At 55.8% G+C, this 17,886-nt stretch carries 18 protein-coding genes and 1 pseudogene; 9 read left to right on the top strand and 10 right to left on the bottom strand.

Annotated features, from left to right (window positions below; genetic code table 11):
- Window positions 1-548: 548 nt before the first annotated feature.
- Window positions 549-1,652 carry a sodium-potassium/proton antiporter ChaA gene (gene chaA, locus F3J28_RS04785; protein ID WP_166873271.1) on the top strand — a complete coding sequence of 368 codons (1,104 nt, stop codon included), beginning with the start codon at window positions 549-551 and terminating at the stop codon, window positions 1,650-1,652.
- A 160-nt stretch (window positions 1,653-1,812) separates the two neighbouring features.
- On the opposite strand, the gene kdsA is transcribed toward chaA, so the two are convergent.
- The 6 genes from kdsA to hemA are packed head-to-tail and all read right to left on the bottom strand — an operon-like array spanning window position 1,813 to window position 7,119.
- Entirely contained in the window at window positions 1,813-2,667 is an 855-nt protein-coding gene (gene kdsA, locus F3J28_RS04780; RefSeq protein WP_008454194.1) for a 3-deoxy-8-phosphooctulonate synthase, read from the bottom strand.
- 24 nt (window positions 2,668-2,691) lie between these two features.
- Window positions 2,692-3,501, bottom strand: coding sequence for an invasion regulator SirB1 (gene sirB1, locus F3J28_RS04775; RefSeq protein WP_008454192.1), 810 nt, complete (start codon window positions 3,499-3,501; stop codon window positions 2,692-2,694).
- Between the two features lie 2 nt (window positions 3,502-3,503).
- The gene (locus F3J28_RS04770; RefSeq protein ID WP_166873267.1) at window positions 3,504-3,893 is read right to left on the bottom strand and encodes a SirB2 family protein; all 390 of its coding nucleotides are present in this window, start codon (window positions 3,891-3,893) and stop codon (window positions 3,504-3,506) included.
- Window positions 3,894-3,913: 20 nt separating this feature from the next.
- Window positions 3,914-4,744: a peptide chain release factor N(5)-glutamine methyltransferase gene (gene prmC / locus F3J28_RS04765; protein ID WP_166873263.1), complete on the bottom strand. Its 831-nt coding sequence runs from the start codon at window positions 4,742-4,744 to the stop codon at window positions 3,914-3,916.
- Window positions 4,744-5,826: a peptide chain release factor 1 gene (gene prfA, locus F3J28_RS04760; RefSeq protein WP_008454187.1), complete on the bottom strand. Its 1,083-nt coding sequence runs from the start codon at window positions 5,824-5,826 to the stop codon at window positions 4,744-4,746. Before prfA ends, prmC begins: the two co-directional genes overlap by 1 nt.
- Window positions 5,827-5,862: 36 nt before the next feature.
- Window positions 5,863-7,119, bottom strand: coding sequence for a glutamyl-tRNA reductase (hemA, locus tag F3J28_RS04755; RefSeq protein WP_008454185.1), 1,257 nt, complete (start codon window positions 7,117-7,119; stop codon window positions 5,863-5,865).
- Window positions 7,120-7,321: 202 nt separating this feature from the next.
- Between hemA and lolB the strand changes: the two genes are divergently transcribed.
- The 4 genes from lolB to dauA all read left to right on the top strand — a co-directional run bounded on the left by lolB (window position 7,322) and on the right by dauA (window position 11,686).
- A complete protein-coding gene (lolB, locus tag F3J28_RS04750) occupies window positions 7,322-7,945 on the top strand; it encodes a lipoprotein insertase outer membrane protein LolB (protein WP_166873261.1) in 624 nt (207 codons plus the stop codon).
- Window positions 7,946-7,947: 2 nt separating this feature from the next.
- On the top strand, window positions 7,948-8,814 hold the full coding sequence (ispE, locus tag F3J28_RS04745) for a 4-(cytidine 5'-diphospho)-2-C-methyl-D-erythritol kinase (protein WP_166874439.1): 867 nt from the start codon (window positions 7,948-7,950) through the stop codon (window positions 8,812-8,814).
- 125 nt (window positions 8,815-8,939) lie between these two features.
- Window positions 8,940-9,887, top strand: coding sequence for a ribose-phosphate diphosphokinase (gene prs, locus F3J28_RS04740; RefSeq protein ID WP_008454180.1), 948 nt, complete (start codon window positions 8,940-8,942; stop codon window positions 9,885-9,887).
- A gap of 116 nt (window positions 9,888-10,003) precedes the next feature.
- Window positions 10,004-11,686, top strand: a complete 1,683-nt coding sequence (dauA, locus tag F3J28_RS04735) for a C4-dicarboxylic acid transporter DauA (protein ID WP_166873257.1) — start codon at window positions 10,004-10,006, stop codon at window positions 11,684-11,686.
- A 15-nt stretch (window positions 11,687-11,701) separates the two neighbouring features.
- Here the strand turns inward: dauA and F3J28_RS04730 are convergent, their stop codons facing one another.
- A complete protein-coding gene (locus F3J28_RS04730; protein WP_166873254.1) occupies window positions 11,702-11,914 on the bottom strand; it encodes a tautomerase family protein in 213 nt (70 codons plus the stop codon).
- A gap of 13 nt (window positions 11,915-11,927) precedes the next feature.
- A complete protein-coding gene (locus F3J28_RS04725; RefSeq protein ID WP_166873251.1) occupies window positions 11,928-12,668 on the bottom strand; it encodes an SDR family NAD(P)-dependent oxidoreductase in 741 nt (246 codons plus the stop codon).
- A 117-nt stretch (window positions 12,669-12,785) separates the two neighbouring features.
- Here F3J28_RS04725 and F3J28_RS04720 point away from each other — a divergent pair, with 117 nt between their 5' ends.
- Window positions 12,786-13,697 carry a LysR family transcriptional regulator gene (locus tag F3J28_RS04720; RefSeq protein ID WP_166873248.1) on the top strand — a complete coding sequence of 304 codons (912 nt, stop codon included), beginning with the start codon at window positions 12,786-12,788 and terminating at the stop codon, window positions 13,695-13,697.
- On the opposite strand, the gene F3J28_RS04715 is transcribed toward F3J28_RS04720, so the two are convergent.
- Window positions 13,654-14,706 carry a MerR family transcriptional regulator gene (locus tag F3J28_RS04715; RefSeq protein ID WP_166873245.1) on the bottom strand — a complete coding sequence of 351 codons (1,053 nt, stop codon included), beginning with the start codon at window positions 14,704-14,706 and terminating at the stop codon, window positions 13,654-13,656. The genes F3J28_RS04720 and F3J28_RS04715 overlap by 44 nt on opposite strands.
- 123 nt (window positions 14,707-14,829) lie before the next feature.
- On the bottom strand, window positions 14,830-15,108 hold the full coding sequence (ychH, locus tag F3J28_RS04710; protein ID WP_008454166.1) for a stress-induced protein YchH: 279 nt from the start codon (window positions 15,106-15,108) through the stop codon (window positions 14,830-14,832).
- A 274-nt stretch (window positions 15,109-15,382) separates the two neighbouring features.
- Between ychH and pth the strand changes: the two genes are divergently transcribed.
- The 3 genes and pseudogenes from pth to F3J28_RS04695 all read left to right on the top strand — a co-directional run.
- Window positions 15,383-15,967 carry an aminoacyl-tRNA hydrolase gene (gene pth / locus F3J28_RS04705; RefSeq protein WP_008454164.1) on the top strand — a complete coding sequence of 195 codons (585 nt, stop codon included), beginning with the start codon at window positions 15,383-15,385 and terminating at the stop codon, window positions 15,965-15,967.
- A 139-nt stretch (window positions 15,968-16,106) separates the two neighbouring features.
- Entirely contained in the window at window positions 16,107-17,201 is a 1,095-nt protein-coding gene (ychF, locus tag F3J28_RS04700; RefSeq protein WP_039303845.1) for a redox-regulated ATPase YchF, read from the top strand.
- A gap of 210 nt (window positions 17,202-17,411) precedes the next feature.
- Window positions 17,412-17,705: pseudogene (locus F3J28_RS04695) on the top strand (Arm DNA-binding domain-containing protein); the annotation flags it as partial.
- Window positions 17,706-17,886: the final 181 nt, after the last annotated feature.

Below are 17,886 nucleotides of genomic sequence, written 5' to 3'. Positions count from 1 at the left end.
TCCGTGCGACTGCACACGCTGCGCCTTCCCGGCATTTATTGACAACTTTTGCCTACTAATAGAGCAATATATCAAGACCATAAGCAATTCACCGCGCGCTGGCAAGCATGATAGCGATCACAAAACAGATAAATTGTCATTTTTTCTTGCCAGACTGATGTGTGTTACCCTGTCGCCACTAAATTAGTCACACATAATGAAGGGTTAATTTTCATAACACTTCTTTTTGTAAACAATGTACTCGCCCGTTACTCTATCTCTAACATACTGATTTCGCGCTCAGGTTATGATTTTCATGCCAATACCCGGAACAAACGCCGTCAAAAACAACGGTTATTTGATTGAATTAAATTCATATCAATATGTTTTATTTAAATTAAATAAAGAATACACGCCGTTTTGGTGCCCCAGACTTAAATTTAAATAAATGCCGTAAAAATAAGTAAATTTTTAACTAAAAGTAACGGTTTTTTGCTAGTTTATATGACTTCAAAAACCTGACTATAATGATCAAAACAGGTTATCGCCTGCAGAGATGGAGAAGTTGAATGACAAAAACACAACATGAGGCGGTAAAAACCCGCCACAAGGAGAGTTCTCTCATTTTCCCGGTACTGGCACTGGCGGTACTGGCAATGTGGGGGTCAAGCCAGTCCCTGCCGGTGGTTGTCGGCATCAATATTTTGGCGCTGGTCGCCATTCTGGGCAGTGCCTTTAGCGTTGTTCGCCACGCGGACGTGCTGGCGCACCGTCTGGGTGAACCCTACGGCTCACTGATTTTGAGCCTGTCGGTTGTTATTCTTGAAGTTAGCCTGATTTCCGCGCTGATGGCCACCGGAGATGCTGCCCCGACGCTGATGCGCGACACGCTCTATTCCATCATCATGATTGTGACCGGCGGCCTTGTGGGCTTCTCCCTGTTGATGGGCGGCCGCAAATTTGCCACGCAGTACATGAACCTGTTTGGTATTAAACAGTACCTGATCGCGCTCTTCCCGCTGGCGGTGATCGTGCTGGTGTTCCCGATGGCGCTTCCGGGCGGCAATTTCTCGCTGGGTCAGTCCCTGCTTGTAGCGCTGATCTCTGCCGCCATGTACGGCGTGTTCCTGCTGATTCAGACGAAAACGCACCAGAGCCTGTTTGTTTACGAGCACGAAGATGAAGGCGACAGCGACGACCCGCACCACGGCAAACCATCCGCGCACAGCTCCGCGTGGCACACGGCCTGGCTTATCGTCCACCTGATTGCAGTGATTGCCGTGACCAAGATGAACGCCAACCCGCTGGAGCATCTTCTGGACGCGATGGATGCCCCGGCCCAGTTCACCGGCTTCCTGGTCGCCTTGCTGATTCTGTCTCCGGAAGGGTTGGGCGCGTTAAAAGCGGTGCTGAGTAACCAGGTGCAGCGCGCCATGAACCTGTTCTTCGGTTCCGTGCTCGCCACCATTTCTCTTACCGTACCGACGGTGACGCTGATTGCCTGGTTCACCGGCAACGACCTGGTTTTCGCCCTCGGCATGCCGCAGATGGTGGTGATGATGGCGGCGCTGGTCCTGTGCCAGATATCGTTCTCCACCGGACGCACCAACGTGCTTAACGGCACCGCGCACCTGGCGCTGTTTGCCGCCTACCTGATGACAATCTTTGCCTAAGTAAACAGCAAGACCGCCTGTAAAGGCGGTCTTTAATATTTGCTCCCCCTCCCACGGGGAGAGAGCATCAGGCCACTACGGACTCATTTCGCTGTCTCCCTCAAGAGAGGGAGACAAATATAAAAAAACCCGCCGAAGCGGGTTTTCTTTTTTGCAGCAATTATTTGCTGGTGTCCAGCGGCTCGAAGTTCTTCACCAGATCGTCAATCGCTTTAATCTGGGTCAGGAAAGCTTCCAGCTTCGCCAGCGGCAGCGCGGATGGGCCGTCGCAGCGCGCGTTATCCGGATCCGGGTGCGCTTCAATAAACAGGCCAGCCAGGCCAGTCGCCATGCCGGCGCGAGCCAGTTCCGTTACCTGAGCACGACGACCACTTGACGCTGCACCAAACGGGTCACGGCATTGCAGCGCGTGGGTGACATCGAAAATGACCGGCGCGCCGTTAGAGACCTGCTTCATCACGCTGAAGCCCAGCATGTCGACAACCAGGTTGTCGTAGCCGAACTGCGTGCCGCGATCGCACAGGATGATTTTGTCGTTGCCGCCTTCGGCGAATTTATCCACGATGTTGCCCATTTGGCCTGGGCTAACAAACTGCGGTTTCTTCACGTTGATGACAGCGCCGGTTTTAGCCATGGCTTCAACCAGGTCGGTCTGGCGAGCCAGGAATGCGGGCAGCTGAATCACGTCAACCACATCAGCCACAGGCTGAGCCTGGTGAGCTTCATGCACGTCGGTGATGATTTTCACGCCGAAGGTCTGCTTCAGCTCCTGGAAAATCTTCATGCCCTCTTCCAGGCCCGGGCCGCGGTAGGAGTGAATGGATGAACGGTTAGCTTTATCAAAAGAGGCTTTGAACACGTACGGGATACCCAGTTTTTGGGTCACGGTCACGTAGTGTTCGCAGATACGCATTGCCAGATCGCGGGACTCCAGCACGTTCATGCCGCCAAACAGCACAAACGGCAGGTCGTTTGCGACGTTGATATCGCCAATGTTAACCACTTTTTGTTTCATATGTTCGCCTTATCAGGTGTGAACTTAATGCAGGGTAATCTGCTTGTGCGCAATCGAATTGATTTGCGCCTTAATCATTTCGCTAATTGGATCTTCCGGGCACTGCTCAACAAAATAGCTCAAGTCGTTGAGCGCCACGTGCTCGCAGTCCAGCTGCGCATAAATCAGGCCGCGGTCGCGAATTTCGTACGGATCTTCCGGATTAAACTGCAGCAGTACTTCGCTGGCGCGCAGCGCCATCTCCATCTGCCGCTCCTCCATCAGCGCGGACTTGAGCGTATCCAGCAGCTTGCGGATCACCTCCGCGTTGTCGGACTCGTCAAGATCTTCGTCGAACAGCTCCGCCGTCGGGTTAATATTGCCCTTGATCCACACTTCCAGCGTGTGCTCATCCAGCGTATCGCCGTTAAACGGATTGATAAGCCACATTTCGCCGTCCATCCAGTCGGCACGCAGAATAAGCTGCGTCGGGAAAATCACCGGCATCAGCGGAATATCAAGCTGTTCGGCAAGCCACAGCAAAATTGCCCCAAGGGAAACCGCGCTCCCCTGACGACTTTTTAAAACGTTGTCCAGCCACAGGGCGTCGGACAGGCGATACACACCGCCTGAGTCCTTAAAGCCCCATTCGCCGTAAAAGAGTTCCAGCAGTTTTTCCAGCTGCAGGTCGGGATGTGTCCCCAGGCAAATCTCTTCTTTTGCCAGCTTCACCAGTTCCCCGAGCTGCGCTTTCACTTCTGCGGTCGGGAAATCATCCCGAATCAGCTGCGAGACCAGAATCATGCCCTCGCAGAGCGGTGCCTGATTAAATTCGAAATCGGCTAACGACTTCATACTTACCCCAATATCGGTATTTTAGTGGTGGCGAGTTTTATGATGATGTAAAGCACCACCAGCCCCAGCAGAAAAGCAAACCAACGAACCTGCTGGCTGCGCGGACGTTTTCCCAGCGCGATAAAACCTAAAGCGATATAGATAATAACGCCAAACAGCTTTTCAGTCAGCCACGTTCCCTGCGGCGTAAAAGGATAGAAATGGGTAACCATAACCAGCGCAAAACCGCTGATCAATAACAGCGTATCATTAACGTGCGGTACGATGCGCACCCAGCGCTTGCCGGACATCGCAGACCCGCGATATTGCCACCAGTAGCGTAAAACAAACAGGCTGATTGAAATAACGACGGTGAAAATATGCAGATATTTAAGTGAAAAATAAGTCGCCAAAATGTCTGTTCCTTAATAAGTCAAAGATAGCGTCCTGACGTCAGGCGATCGTTATCGCCATAATCTTTGTAGCTTGCAACCTCGGTAAAACCGGCATCCCGCAGCAAACGCTGCACGCTTTCGCCCTGCATCCAGCCGTGCTCCAGCACCAGCCAGCCGCCGGGTTCAAGAAAACGGCGTGAATCGTTAACCAGGGTTTCTAAATCGGCCAGACCATGATTCTCCGCTACCAGCGCGCTTTTCGGTTCAAAGCGAACGTCACCTTCACTGAGGTGCGGATCGGCTTCGTCGATATACGGTGGATTACTGACAATCAGCGCAAAGCGCTGGGCATCAAGGGCGTTAAACCAGTGGCTTTGCAACACCCTGACGTTGGTTATGCCCAGGTTTTCTGCGTTCGTTTTCGCCAGCGCCACGGCTTCCGGCACCACGTCAAGCGCGGTGACGTCACAGTCAGGACGTTCGCTGGCCAGCGCCAGTGCAATAGCGCCAGTCCCGGTGCCAAGATCCAAAATTGCACACGGAGCGGTTGGCAGCTTTGTTAACGCATGTTCGACGAGGCATTCGGTATCAGGGCGAGGAATCAGCGTCACCGGAGAAACACGCAGCGGCAGCGACCAGAACTCTCGCTCCCCAACAAGGTGCGCAATCGGCTCGCCACGTTCCCGGCGAGCCAGCAGATCTTCAAGCTCGCTTTGCTGCGCTGGCGCCAGCGAGGTTTCACCAAACGCGAGAATAAACGTGCGGGATTTGCCGGTGACAAACCCCAATAAAATCTCCGCATCTCGCTTTGGGCTTTCGCTTTGCGCCAGGCGCTGAACGGCCTGGCGAAGCCATGACTGAAACTCCATTAATCCTGCTCGGACAGCGCCGCGAGCTGATCGGCCTGGAACTCCTGCACAATCGGCTCGATCAGGGCGTCGATTTTCCCTTCCATCACTTCATCCAGACGGTAAAGCGTCAGGTTAATGCGGTGATCGGTCACGCGCCCCTGCGGGAAGTTGTAGGTACGGTTGCGGTCAGAGCGGTCGCCTGAGCCGAGCAGGTTACGGCGAGTGGAAGCCTCTTCCTGCTGACGTTTGGCGACTTCGGCGGCGCGAATTCGCGCACCCAGCACGGAAAGCGCTTTGGCTTTGTTTTTATGCTGGGAACGTTCGTCCTGGCACTCCACCACAATGCCGGTTGGCAAGTGAGTAATACGGATTGCGGAGTCGGTGGTGTTAACGTGCTGCCCACCCGCCCCAGAGGAACGGAAGGTATCGATGCGCAAATCCGCCGGGTTAATGTCCGGCAGTTCCGCCTCTGGAATTTCCGGCATCACCGCCACGGTACACGCGGAAGTATGAATCCGCCCCTGGGATTCAGTGGCCGGAACACGCTGCACGCGGTGTCCGCCGGATTCAAATTTCAGGCGGCCATAGACGCCCTCGCCGCTGATTTTTGCGATCACTTCTTTGAAGCCGCCGTGCTCGCCTTCGTTGGCGCTGATGATTTCAATCCGCCAGCGACGGGCTTCGGCATAGCGGCTGTACATGCGGAACAGATCGCCGGCAAACAGCGCGGCTTCGTCCCCGCCGGTGCCGGCACGAACTTCGACAAACGCATTGCGCTCATCGTCGGGATCTTTTGGCAGCAGCAGAACCTGAAGCTGCTGCTCCAGCTCTTCGCTGCTGGCTTTGGCTTCGGCCAGCTCTTCCTGCGCCATTTCGCGCATTTCCGGGTCGCCGAGCATACTTTCTGCGGTTTCAATGTCTTCCTGTACCTGACGCCATTGCAGGAAACAGCGCGATACATCGCTTAACTGGGCATATTCACGAGACAGGGCGCGGAAACGGTCCTGATCGGCAATGGTCGAGGCATCGCCTAGCAGGGCCTGAACTTCTTCATGGCGCTCCTGCAAGGCTTCCAGTTTGGCAACAATAGAAGGCTTCATGGGCGGTGGTTCACCTTGTAATAAGAGTTGTGTGTGCTAATCCAGCCCGAGGCTGTTACGCAGGATTTGCAGGCGTTCGTCGTCCCCGTCACGGGCAGCCTGCGTGAGCGATTTGGTTGGGGCATGAATCAGGCGGTTGGTCAGTTTCCAGGCCAGATCCTGCAGTACGGATTCCGCGTCGCCGCCCTGTTGTAGGGCAGCCAGCGCTTTGGCAGCCAGGTCGTCTCTCACCTGCTCTGCCTGACTACGGTATTCGCGAATGGTCTCGGAGGCGCTTTGCGCGCGCAGCCAGGCCATAAATTCACTGCATTCCTGCGCCACGATAGTTTCAGCCTCAACCGCCGCCGCTTTGCGCTGCGCGAGGTTGCTCTGAATAATGGCCTGCAGGTCGTCCACGCTGTAAAGGTAGGCGTTCGCCAGCTTACCGACTTCGGGTTCAACGTCACGCGGTACGGCGATGTCTACCAGCAGCATCGGCTGGTTACGACGGGCTTTAAGCGCGCGTTCCATCATCCCCTTGCCGATGATAGGCAGCGGGCTGGCGGTAGAACTGATGATGATATCGGCATCCGCCAGACGTTCGTCAATTTCACTCAGGCTAATCACTTCCGCGCCGACCTCATCGGCCAGCACCTGAGCGCGTTCTCGGGTGCGGTTGGCGATAATCATCTTCTCAACTTTATGCTCGCGCAGATGGCGGGCAACCAGTTCGATAGTCTCCCCGGCACCGACCAGCAGGACCGTTACCGAGGAGAGAGATTCAAAGATTTGCCGTGCCAGGGTGCAGGCGGCAAACGCGACGGAAACGGCGCTGGCGCCAATGTCGGTTTCGGTGCGCACGCGCTTGGCAACGGAGAAGGACTTCTGGAACATGCGCTCCAGCTCGCTGGAAAGCGAATGGCCTTTTTGGGAGTCGGCAAAGGCTTTTTTTACCTGCCCGAGGATCTGCGGTTCGCCCAGCACCAGTGAATCCAGGCCACTGGCCACGCGCATCAGATGGCTGACGGCGTCGTTATCGTGGTGCCAGTAAAGGCTTTTACGCACTTCCTCTTCGTTGAGGTTGTGGTAATCACACAGCCAGCGCACCAGCCCTTCGTGCAGGTTTTCCTGTTGCTCAACGCTCAGATATAACTCGGTTCTGTTGCAGGTCGACAGCACCACTCCGCCCTGAACCATAGGCTGTTCCAGCAAACTGCCCAACGCCTGGTCGAGCGTGTCTGGCGAAAACGTTACACGTTCTCGCAGCGATACCGGCGCGGTTTTGTGGTTAATTCCTAACGCTAACAGGGTCATGGAGCGGTCTGAGTAATACCGATGTTGATAAGGATTTCTGGTCGCATCATACAGGATGAGCCGAATCAATAAAAGAGAGCTTCCCCTTGTGGAGTAAGTGGATGATTTATGATTTAAGACAACATGACCGTAGACGCCCTGCCGCCCGCCCGCTAGCATGAACGGTTGACCACAAAAATGAATTTAAGGATTTGCTGCCGCCATGTTGATGCCAAAAGCCCGCCTGATGCGCCTTCTGCCCCTTGCCAGCCTCGTGCTGGCCGCCTGTTCAGTCACCCACCCGAGCGGCCCGGGCAAAAGTCCTGACTCGCCGCAGTGGTTAGAACACCAGCAACAAGTGCAAAAAATCACCCAGTATCAGACGCGTGGCGCTTTTGCTTATCTCTCCGATAGCCAAAAGGTATATGCCCGCTTCAACTGGCAGCAAACAGCCCCGGACCGTTACCGCCTGCTGCTGACCAACCCGCTCGGCAGCACCGAACTAGAGCTTAACGCTCAGCCGGATCGGGTTCAGTTAACCGACCGCGACGGCAAGCGCTACACCGCCACAGATGCGGAAGAGATGATCGGCAAGCTGACCGGGATGCCTATTCCGCTGAACAGCCTGCGCCAGTGGATGCTCGGCCTGCCGGGCGACTCCACGGACTACAAGCTGGACGACCAGTACCGCCTGCGCGAAGTAAACTACACCCAGGGAGGCAAAACCTGGAAAGTGGTGTACAGCGATTACGACAGCAAAACCCAACCTTCTCTGCCGTCCAACATGGAATTGCGCGAAGGCGACCAGCGTATCAAGCTGAAAATGGACAGCTGGACGGTGAAATAATGATTTCCCGCTGGCCTGCCCCTGCAAAACTGAACCTGTTTCTGTACATCACCGGCCGCAGGGCCGACGGTTATCACAACCTGCAGACGCTGTTTCAGTTTCTTGATTATGGCGATACGCTCACCATCGAACCGCGTCCCGACGGCGTCATTCGGCTGGTGACGCCGATTGACGGCGTGCCTGATGAAGAAAACCTGATTGTGCGCGCCGCCCGTATGCTGATGGAATACGCGGCAGAAAAAGGCACCCTACCCGCGAGCGCAGGGGCCGATCTCGGCGTTGAGAAGCAGCTTCCGATGGGCGGTGGACTGGGCGGTGGTTCTTCCAACGCGGCCACCGTGCTGGTGGCGCTGAACCAGCTCTGGAAAACCGGCTGCAGCGAAGACGAACTGGCCGCGCTGGGCATTCGCCTTGGTGCCGACGTGCCGGTCTTTGTCAGGGGCCACGCCGCCTTTGCTGAAGGCGTCGGTGAAATCCTGACGCCGGTTGAACCTGAAGAAAAATGGTACCTGGTTGCTCATCCGGGCGTCAGTATTCCAACGCCGGTCATTTTTGGCGATCCTGACCTCCCGCGCGAAACCCCGATCAGGTCAATTACGACGTTGCTAAAATGTGAATTTGTCAACGATTGTGAGGTTATCGCAAGAAAACGTTTTCGCGAGGTTGATGCCGCGCTTTCCTGGCTGTTAGAATACGCGCCGTCGCGCCTGACCGGCACCGGCGCTTGTGTGTTTGCTGAATTTAACACCGAGCACGCCGCCCGGCAGGTGCTTGAGCAAGCCCCGGAATGGCTGCATGGGTTTGTTGCGCGAGGCGTTAATAGATCTCCGCTGCATCAGGCCATATCCGGGCAAGCTGGGCATTGGTGACAACGTCACCTCGTTTCAGACGTTGCATCGTGCTCTTTAATACACCGCCTGGATGGGGGCTACCCCGCCCGCACATTATGCGGTAGCAACCATCCGCCACTGGACGCATGCCTGAGGTTCTTCTCGTGCCTGATATGAAGCTTTTTGCTGGTAACGCCACCCCGGAACTAGCACAACGTATTGCCAACCGCCTGTACACCTCCCTTGGTGACGCCGCCGTCGGTCGCTTTAGCGACGGTGAAGTAAGCGTACAAATCAACGAAAATGTACGCGGTGGTGATATTTTCATCATCCAGTCCACCTGTGCCCCAACGAACGACAACCTGATGGAATTGGTTGTTATGGTTGATGCCCTGCGCCGCGCTTCTGCAGGTCGTATCACCGCTGTTATCCCTTACTTTGGCTACGCTCGCCAGGACCGCCGCGTGCGCTCCGCTCGTGTACCCATCACTGCGAAAGTCGTTGCTGACTTCCTCTCAAGCGTAGGGGTTGACCGTGTTCTCACCGTGGACCTGCACGCTGAACAAATCCAGGGCTTCTTTGACGTCCCGGTAGACAACGTCTTCGGTAGCCCAATTCTGCTGGAAGATATGCTGCAAATCGGCCTGGAAAACCCAATCGTGGTTTCCCCGGACATCGGCGGCGTGGTACGTGCCCGTGCTATCGCTAAGCTGCTGAACGACACCGATATGGCTATCATCGACAAGCGCCGTCCGCGCGCTAACGTTTCCCAGGTTATGCATATCATCGGTGACGTGTCCGGCCGTGATTGCGTACTGGTTGACGACATGATTGATACCGGCGGCACCCTGTGTAAAGCAGCTGAAGCGCTGAAAGAACGCGGCGCTAAACGCGTATTCGCCTATGCCACTCACCCTATCTTCTCCGGTAACGCGGTGCACAACCTGCGTAACTCGGTGATCGACGAAGTGATTGTCTGCGATACCATTCCGCTGTCTGACGAAATCAAAGCCCTGCCAAACGTCCGTACCCTGACCCTGTCCGGTATGCTGGCAGAAGCCATTCGTCGTATCAGCAACGAAGAATCTATCTCTGCGATGTTCGAGCACTGATAGACGTTGCTTTTAAAACCCGCTGCGGCGGGTTTTTTCGTTTTTGAACTACTCTTTTTCAATGCCTCCTTCACCTGCCTGAACGACAGATGATGCGCTCACGGATGGAATCACAAGTGAAAACCGTATCTTCTTCTCACGTAATGCCATTCCGCGCCCTGATTGATGCCTGCTGGCGCGAAAAGTACACCCTGTCCCGCTTTAGCCGCGACGCCATCGCCGGTGTGACCGTCGGGATCATCGCTATTCCTCTGGCTATGGCGCTGGCCATCGGCAGCGGCGTTGCGCCGCAGTACGGTTTGTATACTGCCGCCGTCGCCGGGATTGTCATCGCCCTTAGCGGCGGCTCGCGCTTCAGCGTCTCCGGCCCGACAGCGGCTTTCGTGGTGATCCTCTACCCGGTCGCGCAACAATTCGGGCTTGCTGGCCTGCTGGTTGCCACGCTGATGTCCGGGATATTCCTGATCCTGTTTGGGCTGGCACGCTTTGGGCGGCTTATCGAATACATTCCGCTGTCGGTGACGTTGGGCTTTACCTCCGGGATAGGCATCACCATTGCGACAATGCAGGTGAAAGACTTTTTCGGCCTGACGCTGGAGCACGTGCCGGAACACTACCTGAATAAAGTGGCCGCGCTGGCGATGGCGCTGCCCACGCTGAATATGGGCGACGCTGCGATCGGCATCGTGACGCTGGCGGTGCTGATTCTCTGGCCGCGCCTGGGGCTTCGCCTGCCGGGGCATCTGCCTGCGCTGCTGGCGGGCTGCGCCGTGATGGCGATGGTGACTTTGCTTGGCGGTGAAGTTGCGACGATTGGCTCCCGGTTCCACTACGTGCTGGCCGACGGCACTCAGGGCAACGGCATTCCCCAACTGCTGCCTCAGCTAACGCTCCCGTGGGCAATGCCAAATTCGGACTTTACGCTTAGCTGGGATTCGCTAAGCGCCCTGCTGCCTGCGGCGTTCTCTATGGCCATGCTGGGTGCCATCGAATCCCTGCTTTGTGCCGTGGTGCTGGACGGCATGACCGGCACCAAACATAACGCCAATAGCGAGCTGGTCGGCCAGGGGCTGGGAAATATTATTGCCCCGTTCTTCGGCGGAATTACCGCCACCGCGGCCATTGCTCGCTCAGCCGCCAACGTGCGTGCCGGGGCAACTTCGCCGGTGGCCGCCATTATTCACTCGCTGCTGGTGATCCTGGCCCTGCTGGCGCTCGCCCCCCTGCTTTCCTGGCTGCCTCTCTCGGCGATGGCGGCCCTGCTGCTGATGGTGGCGTGGAACATGAGCGAGGCGCATAAAGTCGTCAACCTGCTGCGCCGGGCGCCGAAAGACGACATCATCGTGATGCTGATCTGCATGTCCCTGACCGTGCTGTTTGACATGGTGATTGCCATCAGCGTCGGCATTGTGCTGGCGTCGCTGCTTTTCATGCGCCGGATAGCTCGTATGACCCGCCTCGCGCCGCTTAGCAATGTGAGTGTGCCTGAGGATGTGCTGGCGCTGCGCGTCACGGGACCGCTGTTCTTTGCCGCTGCCGAAGGACTGTTCATTCAGCTGGCCCAGCAGGTGCCGGGGCATAGGGTGGTTATTCTGCAATGGGATGCGGTTCCGGTGCTGGACGCAGGGGGTCTGGATGCCTTCCAGCGCTTTGTAGAGAAAATGCCGGAAGGCTGCGAACTACAGGTGACGAACCTTGAATTCCAGCCCCTGCGCACTCTAGCAAGAGCTGGCGTGAAACCCATTCCTGGCCGCCTTGCGTTCTTCCCGGACGTTCAGGCCGCACTGGCCGCCAATTAGCGGCCAGGTTCACTCCTACTCCTGCCCGGCTTCGCGTCGCCGCCGGGCGCTCACGCTTTCACGATTCACGCCCCAGTTGTCGGTTTCAACCTCGTCGATAACCACAAAGGTGTCGGCGGGCTTTTTGTTTAATACCTGCTCCAGCATGTCGGTGACGCCCTCAATCAGCGCCAGCTTTTGCTCTGCGCTGACCCCTTCCCGGGTGACGCGAATATTAACATATGGCATAGCGGCTCTCCTGTTACCAAACCCCGGCGGTGCTGCCGCCGTCCACGGCCATGACCGTACCGCTGACGAACTGTGAATCCGTGAGATACAGTACCGCGTTTACCACATCCTGCACGGTGCCTGTCTTCCCGCTCGGCGACAGCGTGCTGAGAAAACCTATTGAGCCTGAATAATCCGCGTGCAGCGGCGTCTCGATAATGCCAGGCGCAACGGCGTTTACCCGCACATTATCCGCCGCCAGCTCTAAAGCCAGCGCCCTGGTCGCCTGATTCAGACCGCCCTTCACCATCACCGGCAGCAAGGCAGGCACCTTGACGTTAGGCTGCATGGCCACGCTCGCCGTGATGTTCACAATGTGCCCCGACTTGTTTTTGCTCATATGGCTGGCGGCCAGCTGGGACGGGAACATAAACCCTTTCAGGTTGGTGTTAATCAACGCGTCGATATCCTGCTCGCTGTAGTCGCTCGCCGGTTTCGGGATAAAGATCCCGGCGTTATTGATCAGAATATCCACGCGGCCAAAAGCGGCGATAGCCTGCTTAAACAGCGTTTCTGCGGTACTCTTCAACGCAATATCTCCGGCCACCAGCAGGAAATTCGCCGGGTTACCGAGGCTTGCCGCCGCCGTTTCTAAGCGCTTCAGCGTGCGGCCATTGCCGACAACATTGTAGCCGCGAGCCAGGTAAGCCTGCGCGATAGCCAGGCCGATGCCGCTTGAGGCGCCGGTCACAATAACGGTTGGGGTTGAGTTCATGATTTGCTCCTGTGGGTGAATGTGGAGCTCACTATACTTATGACACAATGACCGATAAATTAGCCATCCGTAACATGACAAGATACCTCATGTAATAAATAGAAAGAGAGCATCGGAATGAAACGCCACTTCGAAGAGATGCAGATCGGCACGCTGGAGCTGTTTTGCCAGGCCGCGGAACAGCTGAGCTTCAGCGCGGCGGCCAATTTTATGGGGATCACGCCCGCGGCGGTCAGCCGCTCTATCGCCCGCCTGGAAGAGCGCTTAGGCGTGCGCCTGTTCGTGCGTACAACCCGCCAGATCAGGCTGACAGAAAGCGGAGAGCGCTACTTCCGCCAGTGCCAGCAGGCGCTGCAGCAGCTCAGAGAGGCGGAGCGGGAAGTCACCGGCGCGCAGAGAGAACCCGCTGGCGTGCTGCGAATCAGCCTCCCTACCCCGTATGCACATCATCGAGTGCTGCCGCTGCTGCCGGAATTCAGGCAGCTTTACCCCCGCGTCTCGGTGCAGGTTCACATCAGCAACCGCAACATCGACTTTGCCGATGAAAGTTACGACATTGCCATTCGCGGCCGCTCACCTCAGGACTCATCGCTTATTGCCCGCAAGCTCGAAGACGCGGAGCTTATCACCGTGGCTTCCCCGGTCTATTTAGCCCGGGCGGGAATACCCCAAACGCTGGACGACTTAAATCACCACGAGTGCATCCAGTTTGAGCTGCCGAGCACCGGGCGAAAAGTCCCCTGGACGTTCAGCGTCGACGGCAAAGATACCGACATTTTTACCCGCGGCGGCTTTACCTGCGCGGAAGATGTGTTGGGAATAGTGGCGCTTGCCAGAAGCGGAGCGGGCCTGATTCAGACCTACCGGTTTATTCTGGAGCAGGATGTGGCCGACGGAACGCTGGTTGAGGTGCTGCCGGAGTATGGCGGCACCTCACGACCATTTATTTTACTTTACCCTCACGCTCGCCATCTCTCTTTACGCGTCAGGAGCCTGGTTGATTTCTTAGTCCAGCGGCTTGGAACATAGCGCCAATCGCCCGCTGCAGCCAGGCCAGCACCTCCGGCGTCATCCAGGTGCCTTTGGCAAGCTCTGGTTCGTTCGCCATCGCGGTGCGGAATTTTTGCTGCGTCTGCACAGACGGCCCGGCAAACGACTGAAAGAGTTCCAGCCAGCGACGTGCGAGCTGCTGCGCCTGCTCTGATTCAGCCTGCACGCCTTCCGCATTGGCCTTACGCACCGCGGCCACCAGCGGCGGCCACTCCTGCATACGGTCGAAATAGTGGCGGCTGGTGAAAGCAAACTCCTCATCGTTGAGGTAGCGCCGGTAAATGTTCAGCTTGCTGTGGCCGAATGCGTGCGTTACGTATTCGGTCAGCGCCGGCGAAATCCCGGTCTGGCGGGCCATGTCCGGCTCAGCCTGATGCATTTTGTTCAGGCGAACCAGAAAATCCGGCTCACCCGCCGTGTCACGCTCCAGCATTTCCATCCAGCGCGTAGCCAGACGCTGCGCCCGATCGTCATCTGGCGGAACGCCTTGCGCATGCAGCCCGGCCACCTCGTCGACCAGTTGTTTCCATTCCCCGTCACGGCGGCTATCAGCCTGCGCAAAAGGCAGGCGCTCTAACTCTTCTTTTGAAAAATAGCGATCGTACATCGTCATTAACTCCAGCGTAGTCAGCCATTCCTCGAGATCAGGTTCTGCGCCGCTGCGCAGAGTTTCACGCAGCGTAACCAGCCGCTGGCGCAGCACGGCGATTTCAGCCAGCTGGCCATCAAGCACGGAGATCTGCGAATCCAGGATCTCCTGGAGCGACAGAGCCTGACGCTCGAGACAGTCGCGCACCTCACCCAGGCTCATTCCCATCCGGCTCAACGCCTGAATATGATGCAGCCGGGCGATATCCAGCCGGTTATACAGTCGATAACCCGCGGCGGTGCGGGCAGAAGGCAGCAACAGGCCTATAGCTTCATAGTGGTGTAGCGTCCGTACCGTGATCCCGGCACGCTTTGCCAGTTCACCTACTTTGAACAACATGTCCTGCTCCTTTTGGCTTCTGCTGAGAGGGAGTGTGCAGCCTCACGTAACGTGAGGGTCAATCCGTTAAGCATAAAAAAAACGGCCCCTGAAAAGGAGCCGTTTCTCAAAATCTGCTAAATATTAGCTGTGGCGATGATGTTCATCCCGGCGGCAGCGTTTATCGTAATGGCGAACCCACCAGTAACGGTCGCAGACCTGTTCACGTCCGCCAATACGCGCCCCGGCAAGCCAAAGTACAGCCCCAACGAAGATGCTCAGCACGGCACCGTGGGCGAAAAACTGCGGCAGGTTTAGCTGTGGGAGCTGGTTCAGAATTGAATAGCCCACGCCGACCACCATCACAACCAGTCCCAATCCCATGAGGACATTACCGAGTAACGAAGCGTTTCTGCGTTTCATATGTCACCTCCGCACTATTACGGGTCGGTGGGGAACATCCCCTATCCTTGTGACTAAAGTATAGACAATGCCCCTAAAGAGCGTGTGCGTGAGCGATCACAATTACGAATGAAAGACCTACAAAAGTTTACAAATAAGCGTCTGAGTTACTTGAAATTCTAATGGTTCAGATCCTCAACTATTCAAGAATGTGTCGGCTGGGGGATTGCGCTTTGTCAACGCCGCCCTCGCGCAGTAAACTACGCGGCTGTGAACGGTTTTCAGGAATTTAAACGTGAGCATTAAATTAATTGTCGGCCTGGCCAACCCAGGCGCTGAATATGCAGCGACCCGCCATAATGCCGGGGCCTGGTATGTGGATTTACTGGCCGAGCGCCACAATCAGTCGCTGAAAGAAGAAGCGAAATTCTTTGGCTATACCGCCCGCATTAATCTGGGTGGAGAAGACGTTCGCCTGCTGGTTCCGACCACGTTTATGAACCTCAGCGGGAAAGCGGTTGCCGCCATGGCCACCTTCTTCCGCATCGCCCCGGACGAAATCCTGGTGGCGCACGATGAACTGGATCTCCCTCCGGGCGTGGCGAAATTCAAGCTGGGTGGCGGCCACGGCGGGCACAACGGCCTGAAGGACATTATCAGTAAACTCGGCAATAACCCGAACTTTCACCGGTTACGCGTGGGGATTGGCCATCCGGGCGATAAAAACAAAGTTGTCGGCTTTGTGCTCGGCAAACCGCCGGTCAGCGAACAGAAGCTTATCGACGACGCGGTAGACGAAGCGGCGCGCTGCACCGAAGTCTGGCTGAAAGAAGGCCTGACTAAGGCAACTAATCGTCTGCACGCCTTTAAAGCACAATAAACCGGCCTTCCCCGCACCGGGAAAGGATTTCCACGCCCGCTGGCGGCGGTTTCAGTGTATAATGCGCAAAGTTATCTACATTTTTTCAATGAAAACAGTTAAATTCATTGATAATCAAGCAATTAAGGTGATTTAAACCATGGGATTCAAATGCGGTATCGTCGGCTTGCCGAACGTGGGCAAATCCACGCTGTTCAACGCCCTGACCAAAGCAGGTATCGAAGCGGCTAACTTCCCGTTCTGTACCATAGAGCCGAACACGGGTGTGGTGCCAATGCCGGACCCGCGTCTGGACAAGCTGGCCGAAATCGTTAAACCCCAGCGTATTCTGCCGACCACCATGGAATTCGTGGACATCGCAGGCCTGGTGAAAGGCGCATCTAAAGGTGAAGGCCTGGGCAACCAGTTCCTGACCAACATCCGTGAAACCGAAGCTATCGGCCACGTGGTGCGCTGCTTTGAAAATGACAACATCATCCACGTAAACAATAAAGTGGATCCGGCTGACGACATTGAAGTTATCAATACCGAGCTGGCGCTGTCTGACCTGGACACCTGCGAGCGCGCTATTCACCGCGTACAGAAGAAAGCCAAAGGCGGCGACAAAGACGCTAAAGCCGAGCTGGCAGCGCTGGAAAAATGCCTGCCACAGCTGGAAAACGCCGGAATGTTGCGCGCGCTGAAAAATCTGACCGAAGAAGATAAGGCGGCGATCAAATACCTGAGCTTCCTGACCCTGAAGCCAACCATGTACATCGCCAACGTTAACGAAGACGGTTTTGAAAACAACCCGTACCTCGATAAAGTCCGCGAAATTGCCGCGGGTGAAGGTTCCGTCGTGGTTGCCGTCTGCGCCGCGGTTGAATCCGACATCGCCGAGCTGGACGATGCTGACCGCGAAGAGTTCATGGCCGAGCTGGGTCTGGAAGAGCCGGGCCTGAACCGCGTGATCCGCGCAGGCTACGAGCTGCTGAGCCTGCAAACTTACTTCACCGCTGGCGTGAAAGAAGTGCGCGCGTGGACCATCCCTGTCGGCGCAACTGCTCCACAGGCGGCGGGTAAAATCCACACCGACTTCGAAAAAGGCTTCATCCGCGCGCAAACCATCGCCTATGAAGACTTCATCACCTACAAAGGCGAGCAAGGCGCAAAAGAAGCCGGCAAAATGCGCGCCGAAGGTAAAGACTACGTCGTGAAAGACGGCGACGTGATGAACTTCCTGTTCAACGTCTAATTCGTTTCTGTTGTCTCATGCGATTTCAGTGAATCGCATAAAAAATGTAAAACCCCATAAAATCCACGCAATTGCGTGGATTTTTCATTTCATAATGTCTCAGCTCATCTCGTAACAACGCTGTAGAAAATGAGTAAATGGATGAGTACAACATTCTTCCATCTTCATTTTAAGTGAGTACAATAACGGTATAATAAATAAGGCCCCGTTATGCTCACCGATACGCAATGCAGCACTGCCAAGCCGAAAGAAAAACTCTATCGACTCAATGATTTCAACGGTCTCTACCTCGAAGTGAAACCCAATGGCAAAAAGGCATGGCGCTATCCGTTTAAACTCAGCGGTAAATCCAGCATGTTTGCGTTGGGTGAATACCGAACGGCCAAACATGCTAAAGCCCGCGAGAAATGCGAGCAAGCACGTAAGCAAGTAGCGGATGGAGTTAGCCCAACACAGGCTCGCCAGTTAGATAAGATCCGCAAGGTCAATGACGCATCCAATACTGACGATAATATCAACAGGATAATGCAGACAGTATAGAAGGCGTTTCGGATCAGAGACATGGGCAGGTAACATCAAAATGAAAACAGCATGTTACCCGACACCGCTTAATGCGACAGAACCGTTAAAACGTAGAATTTGTAAATTAAGACGGAATTAAGACGGTTTATGTTGTCCTCTCCTC

The organism is Enterobacter sp. Ap-1006 (assembly GCF_011752835.1).
In the GTDB taxonomy this organism is placed as follows: domain Bacteria; phylum Pseudomonadota; class Gammaproteobacteria; order Enterobacterales; family Enterobacteriaceae; genus Cedecea.
This window is presented reverse-complemented; position numbering and strand designations above follow the sequence as displayed.